This is a genomic window from Terriglobales bacterium, from assembly GCA_035487355.1.
Lineage (GTDB): Bacteria > Acidobacteriota > Terriglobia > Terriglobales > Acidobacteriaceae > QIAW01.
Map to the genome: position 1 here is coordinate 160,739 of DATHMF010000006.1, position 19,470 is coordinate 180,208.

At 54.6% G+C, this 19,470-nt stretch carries 17 protein-coding genes; 12 read left to right on the top strand and 5 right to left on the bottom strand.

Going from position 1 to position 19,470, the window contains the following annotated elements; genetic code table 11:
- Positions 1 to 512: 512 nt before the first annotated feature.
- Positions 513 to 1,070, bottom strand: coding sequence for a dTDP-4-dehydrorhamnose 3,5-epimerase (gene rfbC, locus VK738_01250; protein HTD21259.1), 558 nt, complete (start codon positions 1,068 to 1,070; stop codon positions 513 to 515).
- Positions 1,071 to 1,187: 117 nt separating this feature from the next.
- Here rfbC and VK738_01255 point away from each other — a divergent pair, with 117 nt between their 5' ends.
- Entirely contained in the window at positions 1,188 to 1,958 is a 771-nt protein-coding gene (locus VK738_01255; protein HTD21260.1) for a thiazole synthase, read from the top strand.
- A 63-nt stretch (positions 1,959 to 2,021) separates the two neighbouring features.
- Here VK738_01255 and VK738_01260 read toward each other — a convergent pair whose 3' ends face one another.
- Positions 2,022 to 2,408 carry a hypothetical protein gene (locus VK738_01260; protein HTD21261.1) on the bottom strand — a complete coding sequence of 129 codons (387 nt, stop codon included), beginning with the start codon at positions 2,406 to 2,408 and terminating at the stop codon, positions 2,022 to 2,024.
- A 316-nt stretch (positions 2,409 to 2,724) separates the two neighbouring features.
- Here VK738_01260 and VK738_01265 point away from each other — a divergent pair, with 316 nt between their 5' ends.
- Positions 2,725 to 2,979, top strand: a complete 255-nt coding sequence (locus VK738_01265) for a hypothetical protein (protein ID HTD21262.1) — start codon at positions 2,725 to 2,727, stop codon at positions 2,977 to 2,979.
- A 79-nt stretch (positions 2,980 to 3,058) separates the two neighbouring features.
- Here the strand turns inward: VK738_01265 and VK738_01270 are convergent, their stop codons facing one another.
- Positions 3,059 to 3,424, bottom strand: a complete 366-nt coding sequence (locus VK738_01270) for a septum formation initiator family protein (GenBank protein ID HTD21263.1) — start codon at positions 3,422 to 3,424, stop codon at positions 3,059 to 3,061.
- A 6-nt stretch (positions 3,425 to 3,430) separates the two neighbouring features.
- Entirely contained in the window at positions 3,431 to 4,861 is a 1,431-nt protein-coding gene (locus VK738_01275) for a phosphoglucomutase/phosphomannomutase family protein (GenBank protein HTD21264.1), read from the bottom strand.
- A gap of 118 nt (positions 4,862 to 4,979) precedes the next feature.
- Between VK738_01275 and cutA the strand changes: the two genes are divergently transcribed.
- The 3 genes from cutA (at position 4,980) to VK738_01290 (ending at position 7,157) form a co-directional block, all read left to right on the top strand.
- Positions 4,980 to 5,306, top strand: a complete 327-nt coding sequence (gene cutA, locus VK738_01280) for a divalent-cation tolerance protein CutA (protein HTD21265.1) — start codon at positions 4,980 to 4,982, stop codon at positions 5,304 to 5,306.
- A 140-nt stretch (positions 5,307 to 5,446) separates the two neighbouring features.
- On the top strand, positions 5,447 to 6,418 hold the full coding sequence (msrP, locus tag VK738_01285; GenBank protein ID HTD21266.1) for a protein-methionine-sulfoxide reductase catalytic subunit MsrP: 972 nt from the start codon (positions 5,447 to 5,449) through the stop codon (positions 6,416 to 6,418).
- A gap of 19 nt (positions 6,419 to 6,437) precedes the next feature.
- Positions 6,438 to 7,157 carry a protein-methionine-sulfoxide reductase heme-binding subunit MsrQ gene (locus VK738_01290; protein HTD21267.1) on the top strand — a complete coding sequence of 240 codons (720 nt, stop codon included), beginning with the start codon at positions 6,438 to 6,440 and terminating at the stop codon, positions 7,155 to 7,157.
- Positions 7,158 to 7,203: 46 nt separating this feature from the next.
- Here the strand turns inward: VK738_01290 and VK738_01295 are convergent, their stop codons facing one another.
- Positions 7,204 to 7,542, bottom strand: a complete 339-nt coding sequence (locus tag VK738_01295; protein ID HTD21268.1) for a PilZ domain-containing protein — start codon at positions 7,540 to 7,542, stop codon at positions 7,204 to 7,206.
- A gap of 383 nt (positions 7,543 to 7,925) precedes the next feature.
- Here VK738_01295 and VK738_01300 point away from each other — a divergent pair, with 383 nt between their 5' ends.
- The 7 genes from VK738_01300 to VK738_01330 all read left to right on the top strand — a co-directional run bounded on the left by VK738_01300 (position 7,926) and on the right by VK738_01330 (position 18,790).
- Positions 7,926 to 8,594, top strand: coding sequence for a prepilin-type N-terminal cleavage/methylation domain-containing protein (locus VK738_01300; protein HTD21269.1), 669 nt, complete (start codon positions 7,926 to 7,928; stop codon positions 8,592 to 8,594).
- 16 nt (positions 8,595 to 8,610) lie between these two features.
- Positions 8,611 to 9,162 (top strand): prepilin-type N-terminal cleavage/methylation domain-containing protein, encoded by a 552-nt coding sequence (locus tag VK738_01305; protein HTD21270.1) that lies wholly within the window; start codon positions 8,611 to 8,613, stop codon positions 9,160 to 9,162.
- Positions 9,163 to 9,176: 14 nt separating this feature from the next.
- Entirely contained in the window at positions 9,177 to 10,400 is a 1,224-nt protein-coding gene (locus tag VK738_01310) for a prepilin-type N-terminal cleavage/methylation domain-containing protein (GenBank protein ID HTD21271.1), read from the top strand.
- 77 nt (positions 10,401 to 10,477) lie between these two features.
- A complete protein-coding gene (locus tag VK738_01315) occupies positions 10,478 to 13,729 on the top strand; it encodes a PilX N-terminal domain-containing pilus assembly protein (GenBank protein ID HTD21272.1) in 3,252 nt (1,083 codons plus the stop codon).
- Between the two features lie 136 nt (positions 13,730 to 13,865).
- Complete coding sequence (locus VK738_01320) at positions 13,866 to 15,254, top strand: nicotinate phosphoribosyltransferase (protein ID HTD21273.1); 1,389 nt, start codon at positions 13,866 to 13,868, stop codon at positions 15,252 to 15,254.
- A 154-nt stretch (positions 15,255 to 15,408) separates the two neighbouring features.
- On the top strand, positions 15,409 to 17,418 hold the full coding sequence (locus VK738_01325; GenBank protein ID HTD21274.1) for a protein kinase: 2,010 nt from the start codon (positions 15,409 to 15,411) through the stop codon (positions 17,416 to 17,418).
- A gap of 451 nt (positions 17,419 to 17,869) precedes the next feature.
- Complete coding sequence (locus tag VK738_01330) at positions 17,870 to 18,790, top strand: hypothetical protein (protein HTD21275.1); 921 nt, start codon at positions 17,870 to 17,872, stop codon at positions 18,788 to 18,790.
- Positions 18,791 to 19,470: the final 680 nt, after the last annotated feature.

Here is a 19,470-nt window from a genome sequence, read left to right on the forward strand (position 1 = left end):
AGCCCTATTTAGCTTTTAGTAATCTTCGGCTCCTGGACTACCGGTGCAAATTCGGTCGTACCCCCACCCCACTTGCTCACTAGTGTTCAGAGCCCTCGAAGCGGGCATGATCTCCTCGTATTTACTGGGGAAAGTCGCCTTCTAGCGGTGGGACTTGCTGGAGTAGTCCTGTATGTCCGCGGTGTTTACTGGATAGATATCATCAGTGGGGGTCCTTTCGGAGCACTGGGTTATTGCTTTTGTGAATTTCCAAAGAGCCTAAAGGGCACGAGTCCCCGCATTCTTGAATGCTAGACACACGTCTTAGGACAATTATGACCTACAATTCTTGAGAAATGAAGGATTTGATACCACGGTGATACCATCGGATTCAAGAACTGGATACAGCCGAGGGCGTACACGGATCACGCGAATGTAAGAAGGCCGGTGAGTGCCGTAGAAGCTAAAAAAAGCTTATCCAGCCCTTCGGGCCGGGCTAAATTATCGGCCGCGCCTCCGGCGCCTCTCACAACTCACTTCTCATACTTCGGCAGCAACTCCTGCGGGATCTGCGCCAAGGGAAGATACTTCTGGTCTTTCGCTGAAAGAATTGGATTGGCAACATTCCAATTGATATTCAACTGCGGATCGTTCCACAGCACTCCATGCTCATGCTCGGCATGATAGAAATCGCTGCACTTATAGAGAAACTCCGCCGTCTCGGAGAGCACGGCAAAACCGTGGGCAAAACCTCGGGGGACATAAATCAGGCGTTTGTTTTCAGCAGAGAGCACAGCACTCACCCAGCGCCCGAAGGTTGGCGATCCGCGGCGGATATCTACTGCCACATCCAGCACTTCGCCTTGCACCACCCGGCAAAGTTTGGCCTGCGCGTGCTGGAGCTGATAGTGCAGCCCGCGCAAAGTGCCGCGCACAGATTGCGAGTGGTTGTCCTGCACAAACTCATCATGAATGCCCAAGGCGGCATATTTTTCGCGATGATAGCTCTCCAGAAAAAACCCGCGCTGGTCGCCGATGACCTTGGGTTCAATCAAAAAAACATCCGATAGTGCGGTTTCAATGCGTTGCAAGCTCAGACGCCCCCGTGAATATTCATGCTTATAGGAGAAGCCCTCTATTCTAAAGCAGTTTTGCCGAAGGTGTGGAATGGCAATCCGGGGCCCGCAACTCGATTACAATTAAAAGTTATGGATGCATGGATCATCGCCGGCCGGAGCTTTCGTTCACGCCTGATTGTCGGCACAGGCAAATACAAATCCGGGCAGGAGACGGCGCGCGCCATTGAGGCCAGTGGCGCCGAGATGGTTACCGTCGCGGTGAGGCGGGTCAACCTGGACCGCAGCAAAGAGTCGCTGCTCGATTTCATTGATCCTAAGAAATATTTCCTTCTCCCCAACACTGCCGGATGCTACACCGCCGATGAAGCCATTCGCGCGGCCAGGCTGGGTCGCGAAGTCGGGCTCTCCGACTGGGTAAAAATTGAAGTCATCGGCGACGAGCGTACGCTCTATCCTGATGTGCAGGCCACTATTGAAGCAACGCGGGTTCTGGTAAAAGAAGGATTCGTGGTTCTTCCCTACACCAGCGACGACATCGTAGTTGCCAAGCGCCTGTTGGATGCCGGCGCCAGCGCCATCATGCCCTTGGGCGCGCCCATCGGCAGCGGCCTGGGAATTCAGAACGCCGCCAATCTGCGCATTCTGCGCGAGATGATTACCAGCGTCCCGCTCATTGTGGATGCCGGAGTAGGCACAGCCTCCGACGCATCCATCGCAATGGAACTCGGCGCCGATGGAGTGCTGATGAACTCCGGAATCGCTCACGCCGAAGATCCCGTGCTGATGGCCGAAGCCATGCATCACGCCGTCATCGCCGGCCGAGCCGCATACCTCGCCGGTCGCATGCCCAAAAAACTCTACGCCACCGCCAGCTCACCGCTGGAGGGCGTCGTGCGCTGAAAAGACTATCTTAAAAAACAAAGGCGGCCCATCAGGCCGCCTTTTGATTTGCAAAACCAATTCTTAGCTTTTGGTGGCCGGTTCGGGTGTCGTCGTTACCTTCTGCACATCAATCGTATTGGTATCGGCATTTACATGGGCATCCACGTCCACGTGTTCACCTTCGTGCCCCTTCAGGGCCTCCGGATTCGAAACGGCCCATACCTTCTTCTCCTTGTCGTCAACAAAAACAACTTTCTTGCCGGCGGCGATACACTTCTTGGTGCACGCCTCGGCCCCAGCGTGGGCAGCCTTGGCACCGCAGCCCGAGTCGCTCACCCAGCCGGAAACGGTCACGGTATCGCCGGACGCGGTCTTGCCCGTATCGCCAGATTTTTTTGTGTCTTGCGCGAAAGCAGCAATGGAAGTGATGACGGCCAGCGCAAGCATGCTCAAATAAAATTTCTTCATGGGGGGATCTCCTGTGTGGCGGAATACCGCCAGGGTATGCAGCTTGAAAACTGCGTGGATGGTGGAAGATGCCACAACCTCTCAAGCTGTGACAGCCTTGGTTCCTCTGGACAAAGGCAAGGCGCCTACCACTTTTACCGCGACTTCATCTGAATTGCAAGTGCCTGCGGGCCTTAAGTTGCAATCAACTTTACCTACATGGCTGAAGTGAAGCGGGGCAACTATTCTTCCAGTCACTTGCATCGCAGCGCCTACTCGCACATCCAACGCAGTGCAATATTGATTGCCGAGATTGTCTTATTTGCGGGAGAAAAGCATGCTCATCATCCTATTCCGATCCAAACTGACTGCACAGGCCGGCGAAGACTATCAAGACACGAACGCAGAGATGGAATCGCTGGTCCGGCAGAACCCTGGATTCATTGACGTAAAGAGCTACAAGTCCGAAGATGGCGAGCGGCTGACCGTGGTCTGGTGGAAGGGACAAAGAATCTCTGCGCGAGTGGAGAGAGCTGGCACGTCATCGCGAAGCCCAGAGTACCGGCCGCGAGAAATGGTATCAGTACTATGAAATGGAAGTTGCGACGGTCGAGCGTACCAGCAGTTTTGAAAGAAAGCCGGAGCGCGATGAGAAATGATAAGCCTCAAGCTTACTGCTTCTTCGCCGTCGCGTTGGCAGGCGGCTGCTGTTGTGTGGAATTTTGCGGGGGATAGGTAAACACCATTTCGCCCGGACGGGCATAACGCAATTGCTCGCGCGCCTCCCGCTCGATGGTCTTCGGGTCTGAGCGTAAAGATTTGATATCCGACTGCAGGCGCTCATTTTCCTTCTGCAGATTTTCGATCTCGCCCTGCAGATTGCGGTACTCCACGCGCTTATGCTCATAAGTAAAGATGCCGTTGGCCCCAAACACCACATGCCAACCCACGAGCGCTGCCAACACACCAACGCCTACCGTCGCCAGCTTGCGGCGGCGCGTGTAGATCCATTCGCGTGTTGTTTCAATGATTTCCAAAAATCCTTAATGCCGTAGCACCCAGTCCTTGGCGGCCGCACTCAGCTTCTGCACATCTTCCGTCGAGCGCCCCTCCGAATAGATCCGTACCACAGGCTCGGTTCCCGAAAGGCGAAAGCACACCCACGAGCCGTCCTCAAGGACCAGTTTCAGCCCATCGGTGCGCACCACTTCCGCAACTTTTCTGCCGCTGAACTCATGCGGCTCTTCCCGTAACTTACTAGTTAACTTTGCCTTAACATCCTCCGTCAAGGGGAAGTTCTCGCGCAGGGGATAAAAGGAACCTACTTTGACAAATAGCTTTTGGAGCTGCTGGCCGAGCGATCCTGGTTGTCCCGCGAGCGAGCGTGCAGCCAGCATCTCGCAGCACAGCAACCCAGCCAGCACGCCATCTTTTTCCGGGACATGATGCCGGATAGAAATCCCTGCGCTCTCTTCGCCTCCAATTGCGATCTTATCTTCTTTAATCAGTTCGCCGATGTATTTGAATCCCACCGGAGTCTCATAAAGTTGGATGCCGTAATGCTTAGCCAGGGCATTGATAAGATTCGTGGTCACCACCGATTTACCGACGCCATTTTTCCATCCTCGGCTTTCGACCAGGTATTCGAACAGCAGCGCGATAACGTAATTGGGCGAGATAAATGTTCCGTCGGCATCCACGATACCGAAGCGGTCCGCGTCGCCATCGGTTGCAATGCCGATGTGCGCGCCGTTAGCTTTCATCGCCTGGCGCAGGTCATTCAGAAATGGATCGTCCGGCGCCGGAGCATGCCCGCCGAACAATACATCTCGGTAATCATGTACCGTGGCGACTTCGATACCGGCTTCCCGCAAGAATACGTCGGAGTATCCCCGCGCCGCTCCCCACATTGGATCGAAAGCAATCTTGAGCTTTGCCTTCTTGATCGCATTTAAATCCAGAATCTCGTTGAGGCGCGCCAGGTAAGCGGTTTTCACCTCCACGCTTTCTGCAACGGCCTTCGCCTCGGCTTTGGCCGGCTGCGCAGGCAGGCTGTCGAACTCGGCAATTGCAGCTTCAATCTTTGTTGTCACCTCGGGCAGCGCTGGCGCGCCATCGGGCGTAGAAAATTTGATGCCGTTGTATTCCGGTGGATTGTGCGACGCTGTGAAATTAATCGCTCCGTCGGATTGAACACGGATCACCTCATAGGCAATGGTGGGCGTAGGTGCAGGCTCGGGTACGACTAAAGGTGTAACGCCATGGGATTCTAAAATTCCCTGCGCCAGCTCGACAAACGTCTCTCCCAGAAAGCGCGGGTCGCGTCCGACGATGACTCGATGCTTGTCTTTCCGTGGTTTTTGAGAAACCACGTAGCGGGCGATCCCATGCACCGCACGCCGCACGTTGGCGAAGGTAAAATCTTCGGCCATGACAGCGCGCCATCCTGATGTTCCGAACTTGATTTGGACCATAATAGTTAAGAATAACCTCTCGCAGATTGTAAGATTCAAAACAGCTTCAGCAAGACAACCTAAGTTAATGATACATTCGTCTCTGCTTCTTAATCCCTGAACTCACGGCAGGCCCGCTATGACTGCTAACGCGAACGACAAAAAAATAATTCTTACTACCAGCGGCACCAAAGAAGAAGCCGAGGATATCGCCTGGGCGCTGGTCGAACGCAAACTGGCGGCCTGCGTCAACATTGTGGCGCTGACCTCGATCTTTCGCTGGAAAGATGAAATTGACAGCAATCCGGAGTTCCTGCTCATTATAAAAACCACGGCTGCGGCGTTTGACCGCGTGCAGAATGCAATCAAAGAACTGAATACCTACGAGCTGCCGGAATGTATACAACTTTCGATTGAAACCGGCAGCGAAGCCTACCTGAAGTGGATTGGCGAATCAGTGGAATAATGAACTTGAACCTGCTGTTATGTAACTTTTTCTGCAGTTTCAGCATCCCATCCAGTAGATAATGACAGCAATAGCAGTCGCAATCCACTTTGACGCCGCTGCCGTACTGCATCTAGAAATGAAGTTATTGAGACGTTCACATGTTGATTAAAAAGCCTTCTGATATTCCTTACTCTGAAGTTACCCCAAAGTCGCTTTACATGAACCGGCGCAAGTTTTTGGCCGCTGCTGCCGCCGCAGGAGCAGGCCTGGCAGGTGCAACTTTCTGGAAGATGTCGCAATCATCTTCGCCGGTCCTGGCCGGGACAAAATACGACAACCTGGTGAAGAGCCCTTTCAGCACCACGGAAAAAATTACGTCTATGAACGACGCGACCCACTACAACAACTACTATGAGTTTGGGACCGACAAATCTGATCCGGCCAAAACCTCACAGAGTTTCAAAACCAGCCCGTGGCAGGTTTCAGTTGAAGGAGAGGTCAAGAAAAAGCGCGTCTTCCAGCTCGAAGAGATCGCCAAGCTGGCCCCCATGGAAGAACGCATCTACCGCCATCGTTGCGTTGAAGGATGGTCCATCGTAGTCCCCTGGATCGGGTTCCCCTTGAGCGTCCTGATCAAGCAGTTCGAGCTTACCTCCAAGGCCAAGTATGTTGCCTTCGAGACGCTTTATGATCCCAAGCAAATGCCCGGCCAGCGCGGCAGTCTGTTCGGCAGCGGGCTGGATTGGCCCTATGTCGAAGGCTTGCGCATGGATGAAGCCATGCACCCTCTCGCGCTTCTCTGCTTCGGCATGTATGGTGAATCGCTGCCCAACCAGGATGGCGCGCCGATTCGTCTCGTGCTCCCGTGGAAGTACGGCTTCAAGAGCATCAAGTCCATTGTGAAAATCAAGTTCGTAGATGGCGAGCCGCCCACCACCTGGAACAAGCAGGCGCCAAATGAGTATGGTTTTTATTCCAATGTAAATCCCAGTGTGGACCACCCGCGCTGGAGCCAGGCCACCGAGCGCCGCCTGGGTGAATTTTTCAAACGCAAGACTCTCATGTTCAACGGCTATGCCGACCAGGTCGCCAGTCTCTACAACGGCATGGATTTGCGTAAATACTACTGACGAAAAATCAACCGGACCCATGCCCCCAACTTTTTCACCTTCCATGAAATGGCTGAAGCCGCCGGTATTTGTGCTTTGTTTGGCGCCGGTCGCGATTCTGTTGTTACAGGCATTTCACGATCAGTTGAGGGCAGATTCTCTGCTGACTGCACTTCATCTCAATCCAGATCTGGGCGCGAATCAGATTGAAAAAGTTACTCATACCACCGGCGACTGGATTCTGATCTTCCTTTGCATCACGCTGGCCATCACACCTTTGCGCAAGATTTTGAATCAGCCCTGGCTGATCAAGTTCCGCCGTATGTTTGGTCTGTTTGCATTTTTTTATGCCAGCCTGCACTTCTTGACCTATATCTGGCTCGACCAGTTTTTTGACATGTCGAGCATTCTGAACGATGTGGCCAAGCGCCCATTCATTACCGCTGGGTTCACAGGCTTTGTTCTGCTGATTCCGCTGGCGCTAACCTCAACCGCCGGATGGATACGCCGCCTGGGCGGGAAACGCTGGCAGTGGTTACATCGCCTGATCTACATCAGTGCTATTGCCGGCGTGGTGCACTACTACTGGCTGGTGAAATCGGATGTCCGCCTTCCTCTTCTATACGCTGCAATCGTGACCCTGCTCTTGGGGTTCCGCGCCTTTGTGGCGATTCGCAATCAGCGCCGGCAACTGGCCGCGGATTCGGCCCAGCCTCGTGCTGCATTTCGTCCTACTGAGGCGGCGAAAGACGCAGAATAGCCGTAATTTCTCTCTACAATCTGTTTTGTTGGGCTGGATGAGCGAACTAAGGCTTGCTGGCTTCGGCGGCGGCGGCCAACTGTTTGATGAGGGCTTCCATAAGCTCACGTTGGCCTTGTTCGAATTCTTCAAAGATGATTCCCATACCGACCCCTGGATGCGAGGCCTGCACATGCCCTGAGCAACGGAACTCGGTCATCTTGGTTTGCACCCGCATATTCAATTGCGTCCCCACAGCAAGTGGAGAAAACGTCTGAACGTAGACGCCGCCAAGTGAGATATCAGTCAAGGTGCCCCAAAACCCTCCGGCAGAACCCTCCGGACGCACTTCGACCCCGCCGTCACACACATAACGAACGTGAGACCGTTTTTCAGTAAACGACATTACCTACTCCCTGCAGGCGGAGTCATTGCCAGCGAACCTGATAGTGGCGATACTTTTGCAGAAATCACCTGAAAAAACAAGCTTGAAATTGTATTTTGAACCAGCAAGGCTAACCTGTCCGAGAGGCCAACGTTCTGCCGAAGGCCGGTGGGTATCGGGCTTGAACTGCCTGAAAATGTGCTTGAAATTATCCGCTAACTCGTGCAATCTGATGGGTATAGTACTTCCGTAACTTAGTTGATTATTGCAATTTCCCCCATCTGAGGTTACTGTCTTAGATTGAAGAGCTGCAGTTTTATAGGCTAGCTCCCCCAATTATTACTTAGCTAACAGCAGCGCCCTAATATTTATATCTTAGATAACTTTGGGGAGGAGCTTCTTTTGTGAAAAGACTGCGCCGCAAGACAAATCAAGCAAACCGTGGGTTCAGTTTGATCGAACTCCTCATCGTTTCGCTGATTATCATTATAATCACCGCCATTTCCATCCCCCAAATTAAGAGTACCTTGAGGGAAGCTCACAACCGGCAGGCATTCGAACAAGTTTTGACAGCGATGCGGCGGGCCCATGAAATCGCTGTAGACCGGCGCCGTGTGGTGGTTTTGACCTTTAATACAAAGCCCAGCGCTACTACTGCTGCAACCATTACGTTCACCCAGCAAGTTCTGGTGCCCGGCAACCCTCCCACTTATGTTCTCGCGCCCGCCGTCAATTCTTTTAATCCAGAGACGACCACTCTGCCGCTGGACATGGATTTCATAACGCCGGCAGCAGCGGTCACTAATAATCCTGATGGCCTTGGGCCGCCTGGAAGTGGAACCGATTTTGGCTATTCTGGCGTGGTTGGCGGAGCAGGCTTGAACACGATGTACTTTCAGGTTGATGGCACGGTGTTGCGTGACAGCCAAACCGGCGCCGTAGCCAGCGGCGTAATTTACGTGGGGCGGACTGGCGACCCCACTTCCAACCGGGCTGCTTCCATCCTGGGAACAACTGGAAGAGCCAAGGGTTGGCGCCTGAATCAAAAAACCAATAGCTGGGTGATTTACTGAGCGAGTGGAAAATACGATGATGAAAATTCAGCATAAATCGGCAACAGGCGATAAAGGGTTCACCCTTGTCGAGGTCCTGATTTCCATGGTCATTCTGGTGATAGGTTTACTGAGTATCCTGGCGCTCTTTGCCAAGGGCCTTTCCGCCACTCAGTATGCCCAACAGGATATGATCGCCAAACAGAAGGCGCGCGAGCAGTTAGAGGCCATTTATTCCGCCCGCAACGACGGCAGAATTACCTGGGCCAACATCACCAACACCCCAGTCCCTGCACCGGGTATCTATTTCCCGACGGGATTTCAACCTTTGTACAGGATGACGGATAGCTCTACCGAACTGGTGGGATCAAACATCAATAGTGGGGTCCCCGATTTTATTGTGACGCACGATAATAGTGGAAACTTTCTAAAGGTCAACCTGAACAATTACACGCGCCAGGTGAACATCCAACTGGTGGATCCAACCAATCCCAACTTGAAACAAGTTACGGTCACCGTGAGAGTAATCACTCCGGGCGTAGGCACCCGTGACTATCAGGTGATTGGATATGTTTCCAAAACTCAATAGGTGAGATTGCGCATATGAAAACTTCATGTCAGCAACGTTTTCGGAACCAACGGGGATTCTCCCTGGTCGAGCTTTTGGTGGCCATGGCCATCACGATCATCGTCATGGCAGCCGCCATGATGATGTTCATGAAATCCCTGGACACCAATGACATGACCATGCTTATAGCTGAGATGCAGGCCAACGCGCGCGCCGGAACCAATGCCCTCGCGCAGGATATTAACCAGGCGGGCACCGGGATTGCCTGGGGCGGCTACACTCTTGCCCAAGGCCCAGCGGAGAATTTCGGTAATAACGCGACCTACATGAATCCCAATAACTTCTACACTGTGCCTGCCAGTGCGGGTCCCCCTGCTACCCCTGCTACTAACGTCATGTACGGAATCACTCCAGTGGATGGGGGTGGGCCGGCAATCGCGGGGCCTGCAAACAACGGCGCTGGGGCGCCGGTTCAAATGGATGGCATCAATTTGGTGTACGCCGACCCAGTCCTGAGCAGTAGCGACCCCACAGTCTCCAATTGGACTACCCCTCCTGCTCCTGGCCCTGCTGTTGCAGACGCTGGAGCCAACATTACTATCACGATGCCCAATGGCATGTTACCCGCCGTCAACGATAACAACAGCGGCATACGAATAGGCGATGTGTTGACCTTGAATAATTCGGTCGTGGGCGTTGTCAGCAATGTTGCCCCCGGCCCTCCTGCAATCATTACGCTTTCCCCGGGCGATCCTTACAACATAAATCAATTTGGCCCTGTTGGCGCTGGAACACCGGGAAGCGTCAGGTCACTGGCGCCCTACCCAATCTCCGTTAATGTGATGAGGCTGTATGTGATCACCTATTTCCTGCAGGGGATAGACGCCGCGGGTAATCCGGTGACCAAGGCGGCGGCGGCCACAGCGGTGGACTTCCGGCTTATGCGGCAGGTCAATCAGCAGGCAGCCACGATTGTTGCCGAACATATCAATTACCTGCAGTTCTCTTACGACTTGGGAGATCCCAGTTGCCTGACAACCGCCCCCATGTCCCACATTCCCAATGCCGTGGAACCGACTGCTTGTGGAATCCCAACTGCCAAACCGGCCTATGACAAGATCAGGACCGTGTATATCAACCTCGGGGCGCGTTCGGCCAAACCCGATAAACGGGGGGTGTATTACCAAACCACCGTTAACACTACCGTCGGCCCCAGGAGCTTGAGCTATAACAATACTTATCCCGCTGACAAGCCATGATTGTTTTAAGGATACTTGGAACAAAGGAACAGAATTTCGCAGTTTGTAAGCACTTGGAAAAACAGAAGGACATGTTTATGAAAAACTCATTGTGCAGATCGAAATCATCTTCGGCAAATTCCTCAGCCCGCGGCATGGCGCTCGTTACTACGTTGCTGCTGCTGATCATGCTCTCGGCTTTGGCCATCGCCTTTACGCTGGCGGTAAATACTGAAAACCGCATGCAAGGCACCGACAAGGGCAACACCCAGGCCTACTATGGCGCCGAAGCCGGCATGGAAAAAATGATGATCGACCTGAATGGGCTCTACAATACAGCGGCGGCGCCCAGTGTGGCCCAGATCCAGGGTCTTAGCGCGCTCTCGACCTGTACGTCGCCCTGTCCCTTCCCTGTCATTCCCGGCATTCAATACAGCGAATACAACTTTAATACGACCCCCAGTGCCACGGATCCAACCCAGCCGAAAACCTGGCCCTCCACCGTCCAGGCTGGCCCCAATGCGGGTCTCATTGCGGATGTTATTCCCATAACGCTGTCAGTGACCGCCAAGACCAACGCCAGCGAAGAAGTGCGCATGATCCGGAACGTGGAAGTGGCGCTGATTCCGGTCTTCCAGTTCGGTGTCTTTTCTGATAGCGATCTCGATACTTTCGCCGGCCCTCCCATGGAGATTGGCGGCCGTGTCCAGACCAATGGTGACCTCTACCTGGCGGCCGGAAACGGAGGCGACACGGCATTTTTGGGCAAGCTGCGAACCGCCAAAGAAGTGGTCCGCGATTTTCTCGCCAATGGTGCTTCCATGACCACCCACACGGGAATTGTGGAGATACCCACGGCCACCGGGGGCTGCAACTCGCCCGCCAAGTCTGCCTGCCGGCAACTCTCTTACACCGGTCCTAATGAGAGTAGTTGGCAGGGCGGCGTATGGCCCGACACCGTAGATCCTTTTGGCAACAGCTTTGGCGGTAACCTTAACACCACCCCCGGCTGGGGAGGCATCTCGAGCACTTACTCAGGTTTCCTGCTGGCGCACGAAGACGGGGTCAAGCCGCTCAGTCTGCCCTTCGTCCAACCCGGAGTGAGTAACATTGAGATCCTGCGCCGTGGCCAGACTACCGACCCTGTTAGCCTCACTCAATCTCGCCTTTACAGCAAGGCCCAGATTCGCGTACTGCTGGATGATGATCCCGCCGATCTTCCCGGCGGTGCTGGTGATCCTAACAATATCCGTTTGGCCAACACTGGCACTTACGCCAATGGCGTGCCGGTCACCGTATGGCCGGCGGTGGTCCCTAACCAACAGCTCACGACCACGGCTTGCAATTCAGCCTGCACCACATTTTTTGCTGAAGGGACGAATGCAGCTATTCTCGGCCCCGGCCCCTTCACCGCCGACACGAACTGGGTGCTTCCGAAATCTGATGCTGGCGGCACTTACACCGAGAATGGTACTCCGGTGGTTGATAACGGCATGTCACCGAACACAGCCCCCTACATGACAGACAACCCGAATACGCCCTTGAAAAAGAGATGGAGCCTGATTGATGGCTGGCTCAGGGTTGAGGTTCGCAAGGCCGATGGCAGCTATCTGCCGGTTACCGCCGAGTGGCTGAAGCTCGGCTTCGCCCGCGGCTTTGACACGCCGACTGCCCCGTTGAGCAATAGCGTGCATCCCCAGGCCATCCTGATCCTCCAGCAATTGGCCAATCGCAAGGCCATGAGCAACACCCTTACCAATCCAACAGGTGGTCCCGCGATGATTCCCGGTATCGTGAGCGAAACCACCGGCAAGACAGTTGGTAATCCGCTCACCCCCGCTCTTACCGCTCTCGGCGTCACTGATCTGAAGAAGGATACGAGCGGCAAGTGGGTCTATGCCGGCGATCCCACGCAAGCTAATAACAATCCAGCCTCAGTCACCCCTAGTGCTACTGTCGGAAGCAATGCCTTCAATTTCTATCCCATCAACATGTATGACAGCCGTGAAGGTGAACCTCGTGAGAACACAAACCCCAATGGCGGCGGCACGAATCGCGTCGCTGGCGGAAATTATGGCTGCACCGTCAATGGGGTCATGAACGTCACTGAAATTGACGTAGGCAACCTGCAAAAATGGTTGACCGGCGCCACCGGCACCAACGGCACCCAAGTGGAGAACGTGTCGCAGAACGGTTACATCCTTTACTTCTCTGATCATCGCGGCATGCTTCCGGAGGCTGCGGCACCCAAGGCAGGTCCGCCGATCATTCTTGGCGCTTACGGCTTTGAAGACGTCATTAACCCTGGCAGCTCCCAGGGAATACCAAACAATGCAACCACCCCGATGGATGCAGGCGAAGATGTTGAAATTGCCGGCGATGCCGGCTCTGGCCTGCTGGAAGTCTATGGCTCAGCCAACCTGGGTCTGGGCTTCGGCTTCAATCCGGGTGACTTGGCGCCAGGAAGCGTCATGGCGGCCGGCGCCCACAGGGGTGATGAAGTATTCACGCGCCTGCCCAAGTGTGACATTGGTCGCGCCAACTGGGTCTCTGGTGCCCGTCACGGTGTACGCCTTATAGATGGCGGTCCCGGCAATCTGCCTCTGCGCGCCAACGGCGACCCCAGCAACATTGGCGGCTTCACCGTGGCTAGCGACAATCCTGCGTACGTTGAAGGCAACTACAATGCCAGCGCTGCCGGATGGGATAACCCCGTGGCTCCGGCGCCGGGCTATCCGCACGCCTCCGCCGCCGTCCTGGCCGATACGGTTACTCTGCTCTCCAACTCCTGGAATGACCTGAATAGCTTCGCCAGCCCGGGCAGCGTTACCGGCAACTACAATGCGACGACGGGCACCATCACCACTCCGAATATCATGGGCCGCGTGGCTACGGCCACCTACTATCGCCTGGCCATCGCCAGCGGCAAGAACGTTGACTTCCCGCTTCCCACCTATGGCACCAATGGCACCCCTATTGGCACCAACGGAGGCGCAACCAATCCGGGTGATTTGGACAAAACCGGGACCGTCGGCGGCCCTCCCAGTGACTATGGCACCGATGGCGGTATTCACAACTTTTTGCGTTATCTCGAGACTTGGAGCAAAATTGACCTGGGCAACGTCGTGATTCCTTCAAGTGGCTCCTTCTACAACGGCTCCATGGTAAGTCTGTATTACTCCCAATACACGACCGGTGTGTTTAAGTGCTGCGGTACGGTCTATCAACCGCCCAACCGCAACTACCACTTTGATCTGGACTTCCAGAACCTCTCCGAGGTGCCACCAGGTACCCCCAGGTTCCAGGAGGTCATCAACGTGGGCTACAAACAGGACCTGACATATAGATAAGCTGATTTATCGGTAACAGCACTCGTCCATAATCCAAAAGCCCCGCCGCACGCGGGGCTTTTGCTTTTCCTTTCGTGTTCCTTCGTTTGCCTTTGTACCCTTTGTGGTTAGCTTTTTGATTTATTGTTGTATCTGAATGCACACCAACTTCCTGCTCCGTACCGACAGCTATAAGTTCACCCACTGGAAGCAGTATCCAGCCGGGACGACCCATGTCTATAGCTACATGGAATCGCGCGGCGGCATGTTTCCTCAGACCCTGTTCTTCGGTCTGCAGTACTACCTGAAAAATTATCTGCAGGGCCCGGTCTTCGACAAAAACGACATTGCCGAAGCCGAGGACTTCTGCCGCCAGCACTTCGGACACAACGGTTATTTCAACCGCGCCGGCTGGGAATACCTTCTGCAAAAATACTCGGGGCGGCTGCCTGTAAAAATCATGGCTGTACCCGAGGGTACCGTGGTTCCTGTGTCCAACGTGCTCATGACCATCGAGAACACTGATCCTAACTGTCCCTGGTTGACCAATTACCTGGAAACTCTGCTTCTGAAAGTCTGGTATCCCATTACCGTGGCGACCCTCTCCTATGAGATGAAGAAGATGTTCCGCCACTTTCTCGAGCTGAGCGGGGACCCCTCTTTGCTTCCCTTCAAGGTCCACGACTTCGGCTACCGCGGCGTCTCCAGCGAAGAGACTGCGGCCATAGGCGGAGCCGCCCATCTCATCAACTTTCAAGGCACCGACACCGTGGCCGGTATTCAGATGCTTAAAAATTTCTATGGCGCTGCCGCCATGCCTGGCTTCAGCGTGCCCGCCGCGGAGCACTCCACCATCACCGCCTGGGGCAAAGAGGGCGAAGCCGATGCTTACCAAAACATGCTGAAGCAGTTCCCCGAAGGCATCGTCGCCTGCGTGAGCGATTCTTACGACATTCTCAAGGCTTGCGCTGAGATCTGGGGCCAGCGTCTGCGCCAGGCCGTCCTTGATCGTAACGGTGTCCTGGTCATCCGCCCCGACTCGGGAGATCCCAAGCGCGTGTTGCTCGAAGTCTTTCAGATTCTCTCGGAACGTTTTGGCTTTGAGATCAACTCCAAGGGCTACCGTGTGCTAAACCCTAAAGTTCGCGTCATCCAGGGAGACGGAATCAATTACTGGACCATGGGCGACATTCTGACTGCCATCACCAAAAGCGGATGGTCCGCCGACAACCTCACCTTCGGCATCGGTGGAGCGCTCCTGCAGCAGCTCAACCGCGATACCCAGAAGTTCGCTCTGAAGTGCTCCAGCGTGACCGTCAACGGCGTGCAGCGCGACGTCTACAAAGACCCGGCAACGGACCACGCCAAGGCCTCCAAGCGCGGACGGCTGGCGCTGGTGCGCGGCAGACAGCATCTGGAAACCGTCACGCTCGGCGAGCAAAGCAATGTTCCTGGAAATTTGCTGGAGACTGTTTTTCTCAACGGCGAGTTGCTCAAAGAATTTTCACTCGAAGAGATCCGGGATCGAGCAAAAATCGGATCTTGAAATCCTGGAATTTAATCAAGTTTTAAAGTCTGGTAAGTTATTTATTATCAATAGCTTAGCCTTATTTATGGAACAGGGGATGGCTGACCCTTGTTGGGGTTTGTTGAATCATCTTGGCCTGTGCCATGAAACGTGCGAAACTCAAGGGCGCTGCATGAAATATTGCGACATCTGCCACCAGACCTATCCCACCGAGTTCACCACCTGTCCGCGCGACCAGAGTCCCTTGCGTACGACCACGGAGCTGCTGCAAGGCATGGTGTTGCGCGGCAAGTATGAGATTCAGGAGAAGCTCGGCGCCGGGGGCATGGCGACGGTCTACTTGGCCAAGCACAAGGCTTTTAGTGAACTGCGCGCCATCAAGGTGGTCAGCAGCCGCAACCTGGAGGACCAGAACTTCATACGCCGCTTCAAGACGGAAGCGGTTATCACCCGCAAGCTGCAGCATCCTAACGCCGTACGCGTGGACGATCTCGACGAAACCGAAGACGGCCGCCCGTTTATCGTCATGGAGTATGTGCAGGGCGCCAACCTGCGCAGCACGATCCAGAATGAAGGTCCGCTGCCGGTCAAGCGCGCCCTCAATATTGCGGCCCAGGCTGCCGCTGCCCTGGCGGCGGCACATGAGCTGGGAATCACGCACCGCGACATCAAGCCCGACAACATTCTTCTGATTCGCCAGCCCGATGGCAGCGACCTGGTCAAGGTGCTGGATTTTGGCATTGCCAAGGTGCGAGAAGGCTCTTTCGATATCGGCGCCGGATACACGGCCACGCAGACGGGTTTGATCATCGGCACGCCGCAGTACATCTCTCCGGAACAGGCCAAGGGCGAGCATGGCGACCAGATTGACGGCCGCGCCGACCTTTACTCGCTGGGGATCGTGCTGTACGAGATGGTGACCGGGCAGTTGCCCTTCCAATCGCAGACCGCGGTGGGGATGCTGATGCACCACCTGCAAACCCCTGCTCCTGATCCGAAAGTAGTGAAGCCGGATTTGAACATTCCCCCGGCGCTTTCGGCGTTGCTGCAGAAGGCGCTGGAAAAAGACCCGGCCAACCGCTACCAGACGGCACAAGATATGTTGCGCGCGATTCAGGCGGTGCAGCAGTCTTTAGGCGAAGGCAAAACCACGATGGTGCTGACCCCGGAGGCCTGGAACGCCTCGCCAAGCAGCACTACAGCCAACCTGCCAGCCCCCGCAGCACCAACCACGCGCAGCACGGTTTACTCTCCAGCAAAAACGCAGCCTGCTACTGCGCCTCAACCCAAGCCTGCTACCGCGGCGCGGCCTGCCCAGGCACGGGCCAAACCGGCCCCACCTAAAAGCGGCAAAGGTAAATGGATTGCTTTGGCTGTCGTGGTGATTGGCGTACTGCTGGTGCTGGGAAAGATGCAGCGTGACAAGCTGGCGACGAACACTAATCCCGCGCCGCAGCCGACGCCCACCGTAGCTTCCCACGAGCCCGCTACACATTCTGCTCCGGATGATGCCGCCATCACCACTGAAATTCAGCGTGCGATTGCAGCCACAGAGTGGGCTAAAGAAGCCTCCATCAATGTTGGGGTAAAAGACGGCAATGTGACCCTTACCGGCAAGGCCCCCAGGCACTACGATGCCGATATGGCCGGCGCGATTGCAGCCAACATCAGCGGGGTAAAGCTGGTGCACAACGAAATTGCTGTTCCCACTCCCACGCCGGCGCCTACACAGGTTGCGCAGATACCCACTAAACCAACGAAGACAGATAACTCTCAGCAGAAAAAACAAGAGGCCGCGCTCAAACAACGCGTAGACCAGTTGATTCAAACCGGAGTCTTCCAGCGCGAGAACCGGCAATTCGGTGGGGCCATGCAAAGTTTTCGCGACGCCCTGAAATTGGATCCGGGGAATCAGCAAGCTGTGACTGAGATTAAGAACACAGTCAAAGCCGCCGGGCTGGCCGGGAACCAGGCAGGACAACCGCAGCAAAATCAGAATGTCCCATTAAAGTTCTGGCAAGTGCGCGCCATGCTTGAGGCCAAGATGGTGCCGCAGAAAATTGTTGGTGCCGTACGTTTGCGAGGCGTGGATTTTGGCCTCACATCCGATCAGGAGCAGACGCTGCGCGATGCTGGGGCAAATGATGGCCTGATTCGTGTGATTCATAATAATCGGCGATAAGAGAATTGGGTCATTGGGCCATCGGATCATTGGGCCATTGGATCATTCGACGAAGGGGCAATGCCACGCACAATTTGACCTGAACGAACCCTCACCCAGACGAAAAATCCTAAAAAAAAAATGAAATCCACATGCCAAAATGGGGTAGTTCCAGAATGGGATTTTATATATAAGACCAATGTTTTCTTATATTTACAGGCGCCAATAAAGCACTCTATAGCTCATTGAGTGCAAGCCGCCTTCCATCCTCTCGAAAATCGTTGACATGCCTTCTGCAACCGGGCTATTACATAATTACAGCCTTACTGAAATGTTTCGAGTAAGGATGCAATTTCCAGGTGAGTTATCCGGGAAAGCCTCTTAACGCCCCCCGCAAAGAAGCACCCAAGAAGTTCCCTCCTGCTTCCCCTCAGGCGGAAGGGGTGAATGGAATCAGTACAAGAGGAAAAATATGCATACGCACGCACGCCATCTTGACAAAGTAATCTCGAGCCGGGTCCCGACGCGCATTGCTTCGCCGCGACACGTTGCACCCGGAACGTGGTCAATTGGTATCTATGCGGGCCGCTCCCCTCTGCAGCTTGCACCTTTACCCAGAATCATTAACCCTGTTCTGACTGCCTGGCATGTCACCGATGTTCCGGCGCAGTTCGTGGCCGATCCGTTCATGCTGCAGTCAGGAAGCATGTGGTACATGTTTTTTCAGGTCATGAACGCGGTCAGCCGCAAGGGCGAAATTGGACTGGCGACCAGCCGCAATGGAGCCACCTGGCAGTACGAACAGATTGTGCTGAACGAATCTTTTTCGGTGTCGTTTCCCTGTGTGTTCCGGTGGAACGATGATTTCTATATGGCCCCGGAGAGCACACAGGCCGGCGCAGTACGGCTGTATCGCGCCACATCTTTCCCGGATAAATGGGAATGCGTGAAAGACCTGGTCGAGGGCACCCATGCCGATCCTTCCCTGTTCTACTTTCAAAGAAGATGGTGGATGTTCGCATGCCCCTCGCAACAGCAACACGACGTACTTTCTCTCTACTATGCCGACAGTCCCACCGGGAAGTGGACACAACATCCCCTCAGTCCGATTATCTCTGGCAATAATCGGATCGCTCGTCCCGCTGGAAGAGTGTTGCCGTGGAATGGAGGGCTAATCCGATTTACCCAGGATTGCTACCCCACCTACGGGAAACAGGTTAGAGCTTTTCACATCTCTGAATTGACCCCTACAACATACAAAGAGGAAGAGGTGGCGGAGAGTCCTATATTGGCCGCGAGTGGAAGCGGCTGGAATGCTTTCGGAATGCATCATCTGGATATTCACTATTCCGGAAATTCGCGATGGTTGGCCTGCGTGGACGCAATCGCATAAACGCCTCCAGCGTTTGCGGCCCACAGGCCAGCTTTGATTTGTCACCAAACAATAACCCCCTCACCGGCCCCCCAAATTCATCCGGCAGAAGCGTAGAGAGAGCGCTTCTGCCGGATCGTGTTTTGCAAGCGTCCCAAGTCCTTCCTTGCTTCGCGCCGTTTAAACCTTCAAACCGGACCATGCGTAGATTATGTGACTGCAAACTATGATCTTGCATCTAATTTGACAGAGCTGATCTCTGGCTATGTGGACTGCAGGAAGTCAAAGGCAAGATCCGAAGAGCTCCCTTCAACGCTTCGATCGCCCGGCAACTGAACACATATTGATGAAGACGAGTTCTCAGGTGGTCGCGATACGGAGCTATCACTCTTGGGGATGCTTCTCTGATCAAATATTCTATTTGCCCGCAGAGCGGCCGACATGTGGAATTGACTTCACCGGACGCCGACAGCAACGGCGTCCGGCGAACGAGTAGGCAGAGCTGACCTTTGACAGTGCACCATTGTCCACGCTTGGTTCAGGGTGCGGGCTCCCCAAATGCCTTCTGCCTACTCGAAACAATTAGCAAAGCAAACCAGCGGTAAATAACGGAAATCTGGAGTTCGGGGGTTATAACGACATCAGTGCCTGTTGTCCTTTGGTCTCCGCCTCCTTCCAGCTCCAGAAACCATGGCGCAGGT